Origin of the sequence: Natronomonas sp., assembly GCF_046710025.1 — an archaeon.
Lineage (GTDB): Archaea > Halobacteriota > Halobacteria > Halobacteriales > Haloarculaceae > Natronomonas.
This window is the reverse complement of record NZ_JBKEGK010000205.1, coordinates 1-4,668: the sequence shown is the minus strand read 5'-3', so window position 1 is coordinate 4,668 and position 4,668 is coordinate 1. Positions and strand designations below refer to the sequence as shown.

Here is a 4,668-nt window from a genome sequence, read left to right as displayed (position 1 = left end):
CGCCCGCGACCGTCGTCTCGAAACCGTACTCGATCGGTCGCACGCTGAGGCCGGTCGACGCGATCGCGGACTCAAGCTCCGAGACGGTATAAAACGTCGAGTCGAATCTGACGAGCCGTTCGGCCTGGTCAAGCGCCCACCCGAGTCGCGTTCCGCGATCAAAGTCGCTGATCACGAGGACGCCCCCGGGCGCGAGGACGCGGGCCATTTCCGAGAGACACCGTTGTCCCTCCGGAAAGTGATGGAACGCGTCGACCACGACGATGGCGTCGACGGATCCGTCCGGGTGCGGGAGGTCAGTCGCGCTTGCCCGGACGGTTTCGAGCCCCCGTCGTCGTGCCTGTCGAACCATTCCCCGAGCCGGATCGACGACCGTCGCCCCGATTTCGTCGGCGACCCGGCCGGAGCCGCCGCCAATCTCGAGAATCCGGTTGATATCGCGGTCAGCGGTGGCGAACCCCTTCCGAAGCGTGACCCCGTCGGTCGGCGGCATGAGCAGGTCGTACACCGGCGCGAACAGATCGAAGGCCCGGACGTCCCAGCGCATGGTCGGGGATCGAGCGCCGAGCATAACTCCGTTGCCCTCCGAGCGCACGGCATGGAACCGCGTTTGCTCGGATGGCCGGAAGACGGCCCGACTCTCCGGCTCAACCACCGGCGGTTCAGTTACGCCGGGAAGTTCGTGATGTCGAACACCGGAAAAGCGGTGATCCGGAGCGCTGAACGGAAAGAACGAGACGATTCCTCGGGGTCGTCGAAGCCGTCGGGGCCGCCGGAGCGACCCACCTCCCCTGAACACGCCTCCGACGCGGCCGAGGAGTACGACACTGCCATCCTCGCCGCCGTCGCGTTCAACGAGGACCGGACCGATCCGAACGTCCTCTGGCTTCGATATATCACCGTTAGAGAGGACCGCAGAGGTGAGGGCCTCGGCCCGCAGCTATGTCAATTCCTCGCCCGCCGTGGGGCCGATCGCGGCTACGACCGGCTCCGGATCGCGGTGAACAACCCCTTTGCCTACGAGGCGCTCTATCGGGCGGGCTTCTCATTCACCGGCGAGAAGACCGGTATCGCCGAACTCGTCCTCGAACGCCCCGCGGTGGGTCCGGCTGCGAACCGCACCGAGGCAACGTATCAGGAGGGTCTCGACGCCTACCGGACGCGGGACCTCTCGGCGGCCGAGCGGACGTTCCTCGAACGGCGGCGGGGCTGTTCGCCGCCCCCTATTGAGTGACATATCCGTTTCAAAGCGGGTGCTCTCGTGGGCCATTCAACTCAAAAACGCGCGGCCGTCGGGCCGCGCCTGCCCGGTTTCCGCCGCGACGACGGGACAGGGATGTGTGCCGTCCGCCGGAAACCGGGTGAATGTGAATAGCTTCCACATATAACCTTTTTCATCATCGACGCTTCGCGCCCTGTGTGATAGGTATCGACACACACTTGTACCCCGGCGTTGGGGTCACAATTATGGTGGGATACGAGACGATCCTGATCCCGACCGACGGGAGTCACTCGGCCGAACGGGGCATCGAACATGGTCTCGGTATCGCGAGAGATAACGACGCGGTCGTTCACTTCGTTCGCATCATCGACGAGTCGCGGCACGGCGCGACACCAGCGCTGTCGAATTACGAACTCGCTCTCGAGGAACTCGAAGAGGAGGCAGACTCGGAACTGACGGAGTTGATCGAGCAGGCCGAAGCACACGGCATCGACGCCGAGACGTACTTCGACCGTGGGTTTCCCCACGAGGAGATCGTCGAGTACGCCGAGTCGATCGATGCCGACCTCATCGTAATGGGAAAACACGGCAGCGGCGGGTCAGAGAAGCCGCAGGTCGGGAGCGTCGCTGACCGCGTGCTACGGACCGCTGACTGTCCGGTGTTCACCGTGTAGGCGCGCTCCGGAACGTTGAGGGTTAGCCCCTCGAACGATAAGGTATGCTCGGTCGCCTTCGGCTGCTCTTGTACGACGCCTGGCCGTTCGCGGGGGCGGCATATCTTTTATACCTAGCCTTCCGGCCACCGCCGGTTCGCTACGTCGGCATCGGCGGATTGGTCGTCGTGACGCCGCTTCTGGTCGGGTGGACCGTCGGACACCTCTTCGACGTGGGGCCGTGGGCCGATGGCACGACGGACGGGAGCGGGATGGCGGACGAAAGCGAGACAGCAGGCGAGAACAGAATATCGGATGACCCGACCGCCGACGAACCGGCAGGTAGCGACGACAGAGAGGACGAAAGCGTCGACTGAGAGCCGACCGTCCGTCGTCAGGGTTTGTGGGTGAAAATGAACGCCTGTCCGTCCTCAACGCCGACACAGAGATCGAGCTGTTTCGAGAGGTTGAGGCTCGTCGGGTTCTGCTTACAGACGACGAGGTCATCAAACGGCTCCGCACAGGCCGGACAGGCGACCGACACCGTGTTCTGGTACGTTTTGATCGCTGGGTTCTCCTCGCGGGGGGTGAGCGACGCCAGTAGTTCGTCCGTATCGATGTCCATACACTATCACCCGTGGGGCTCCCCCTTCAATCTCGTGGGCGTATAAACGGCCGTGGGTACGGACGCCGACGGCGCATCCGCCGGTCGTGATGTGTGCGTGGGGACGCAGCTTCACTCCGAGTGATTCGGGAGTTGAGTCGGTCAGGGGGTTCATTATCGGCCAAAGCCAAACTCCCGGGAATGACAACCCGTGCTGTCGCAAACCCCGTTGGGGTCATACTCATCCTCGGGATGACGATTCTTTCGGTCGGGGCGTTGCTCACGGTCGGCGGCGCCGTGGTTGACGACACGCGCGCGGACGCCGAGCACTCCCAGATGGAGAACTCGATGTCGGCGTTCTCCTCGAAGGCCAGCCTCGTCGGGTTGGGCGAGTCCGGCCACCAGCGCTTCTCGTTGGGGCGAGTCTCTCAGGGTCAGGTCGACGTCCGGGAGGACGCCGGGCGCGTTCATGTGAAAATCCAACGGAACGGGACTAACGAAACTGTTAGAGAGACTTCGATGGGGGCCGTCGTCTACGAAAACGACGGCCGCGAGATCGCGTATCAGGGCGGCGGCGTCTGGGCGCGACAGGGCGATTTTAGCCGGATGCTCTCGCCGCCTGAGTTCCACTACCGCGCCGAGACGCTGACGTTTCCGATTATAAACGTGACCGGTAGCGGTGCGGCGTCGGGCGATATCCGTGGAACGGTTCGCTCGGATACGGAGGCCCAGCAATGGTACCCGGACGATTCCGAGGACGATTTCGACAATCCGCTCACAAACGGGACGGTGTACGTCGAAGTCGAAAGCGAGTACTGTCGGGGATGGCAGTCGTTCTTCGAGAGACGTTCGCAGGGTGGAATCGAAGAGAGTTGTGAGAGCGGCGACGATGGAACAGTCGTCGTGGATCTGACCGTCCCGCTGGATCCGACGTTCGGAGCGGCGGTGACGGCCGGGCGATTCACCGACGACGGTGCGGACATCGAGTCGTTCCAGAATGGGATTTTTCCTCCGTCCGCGAGTGAACTGATAGACAACCGGATCGATAGCTGTATCACGAACGGTTGTACAGGCTTCGCCGGGGGCGAGACACTCGGCTCGGGGACGTATTACACTGAAAACGCCTCCGATTTCGAGGAACTCACGCTCGACACGAGCGCTGGGGATGTTGAGGTGATCATCAACGACCCCGATGGCGGGGTCGACGGTCCCGGCAATATCGACGTGACTGGCGATGGGACAGCTTCGGTCTATTTGAAAACTGACGATGACTTCTCGATGACAGGCGGCAACGACAAAATCAATTCAGGCGGTGAACCGGAACAGTTCATCATGTACGCACATTCGGACGTCTCGATCATCAAAATAAATGCGGCGGAGTACGTCGGGGGAATTTACGCGCCGAATACCGACTTCGAAGGCGATCAGGGAAACGGGAATGGAAGCGGCTGTGGAGGCGGTAACGCCGAGGTGACCGGCGCGATCGTCGTCGAAAACTTTTGTTTCAAGAACGGAGACTTCAATTACGACGGTGACATGAGGTCGCTTGAAATCGATCTCGGCATCGATACGGTCAAATATCTCCACGTGAGCGAGAACGCTGTCGAAGTTGATCTCCGATAAGTCGACTCGCCCGGATACGCGATAGACGCTGTAACATCGATCGCATCTCCGGCGGGCGCTCAATCTACGAGCCGAAGCAACACGCGAAACCGCGGTATTGAAACCGCCTCGGTCTCGAACTCGAGCACGTTGTCGTCGACGAGACTCCAGTCGCTATCCCGCTCCGCGACTGATTCGAGGTACTCCTCCCAAGCTGTCTCGTGCGTGGACTCGACTACTAGTTCTAACCGGGACGCATCGGACAGTCCCGAGCGGGTTGTTGCATTTATGTTCGTCCGGCTCGTCTCGACTCTGACAGTTCCGTCCCGTGTCAGGCTGGTCTGCCCGCCAGCCCGTGTGGTTCTAACGAACGGGAGCACGGTCCGATCGGACCGGAGCACGAACGGTGGTTCTTGTAGCATGACTGACCCCTCGGGTTCGGATCGAATCACCGCTCCACCCGCATAGATGATTTCTGTATCGCCGTCGGCGTATATAAATGGTGTCAGTTCCATCGTGTGGTTGATATTCGGGGTCGCCCGATCACGGACAGTGACGTTCACCGGCTCCCCGTACCGCAGTGTCCC

The 4,668-nt window shown here is 61.8% G+C and carries 6 protein-coding genes and 1 pseudogene; 4 read left to right on the top strand and 3 right to left on the bottom strand.

The features are described 5' to 3' along the window. On the bottom strand, positions 1-547 hold a 547-nt coding region (locus tag ACI944_RS12010; protein WP_411719285.1), incomplete at its 3' end, for a class I SAM-dependent methyltransferase. 51 nt (positions 548-598) lie between these two features. On the opposite strand from ACI944_RS12010, the gene ACI944_RS12005 reads away from it, so the two are divergent. From ACI944_RS12005 to ACI944_RS11995, 3 genes are all read left to right on the top strand, one after another. Further along, positions 599-1,234 (top strand): GNAT family N-acetyltransferase, encoded by a 636-nt coding sequence (locus tag ACI944_RS12005; RefSeq protein WP_411719284.1) that lies wholly within the window; start codon positions 599-601, stop codon positions 1,232-1,234. Between the two features lie 233 nt (positions 1,235-1,467). Then, positions 1,468-1,896, top strand: a complete 429-nt coding sequence (locus ACI944_RS12000; protein WP_411719283.1) for a universal stress protein — start codon at positions 1,468-1,470, stop codon at positions 1,894-1,896. Between the two features lie 44 nt (positions 1,897-1,940). Next, positions 1,941-2,252, top strand: a complete 312-nt coding sequence (locus ACI944_RS11995) for a hypothetical protein (RefSeq protein WP_411719282.1) — start codon at positions 1,941-1,943, stop codon at positions 2,250-2,252. 17 nt (positions 2,253-2,269) lie between these two features. On the opposite strand, the gene ACI944_RS11990 is transcribed toward ACI944_RS11995, so the two are convergent. Then, positions 2,270-2,500, bottom strand: a complete 231-nt coding sequence (locus tag ACI944_RS11990; RefSeq protein ID WP_411719281.1) for a hypothetical protein — start codon at positions 2,498-2,500, stop codon at positions 2,270-2,272. Positions 2,501-2,680: 180 nt separating this feature from the next. On the opposite strand from ACI944_RS11990, the gene ACI944_RS11985 reads away from it, so the two are divergent. Further along, the gene (locus tag ACI944_RS11985; protein WP_411719280.1) at positions 2,681-4,102 is read left to right on the top strand and encodes a hypothetical protein; all 1,422 of its coding nucleotides are present in this window, start codon (positions 2,681-2,683) and stop codon (positions 4,100-4,102) included. 59 nt (positions 4,103-4,161) lie between these two features. Here the strand turns inward: ACI944_RS11985 and ACI944_RS11980 are convergent. Continuing rightward, positions 4,162-4,668 (bottom strand): annotated as a pseudogene (locus ACI944_RS11980) (hypothetical protein); the annotation flags it as partial.

Excerpts from the sequence above, each read along its gene's own strand:
- ACI944_RS11995 (WP_411719282.1), top strand. The coding sequence starts at position 1,941 with ATGCTCGGTCGCCTTCGGCTGCTCTTGTACGACGCCTGGCCGTTCGCG.
- ACI944_RS11985 (WP_411719280.1), top strand. The coding sequence starts at position 2,681 with ATGACAACCCGTGCTGTCGCAAACCCCGTTGGGGTCATACTCATCCTC.
- ACI944_RS12000 (WP_411719283.1), top strand. The coding sequence starts at position 1,468 with ATGGTGGGATACGAGACGATCCTGATCCCGACCGACGGGAGTCACTCG.
- ACI944_RS11990 (WP_411719281.1), bottom strand. The coding sequence starts at position 2,500 with ATGGACATCGATACGGACGAACTACTGGCGTCGCTCACCCCCCGCGAG.
- ACI944_RS12005 (WP_411719284.1), top strand. The coding sequence starts at position 599 with ATGGAACCGCGTTTGCTCGGATGGCCGGAAGACGGCCCGACTCTCCGG.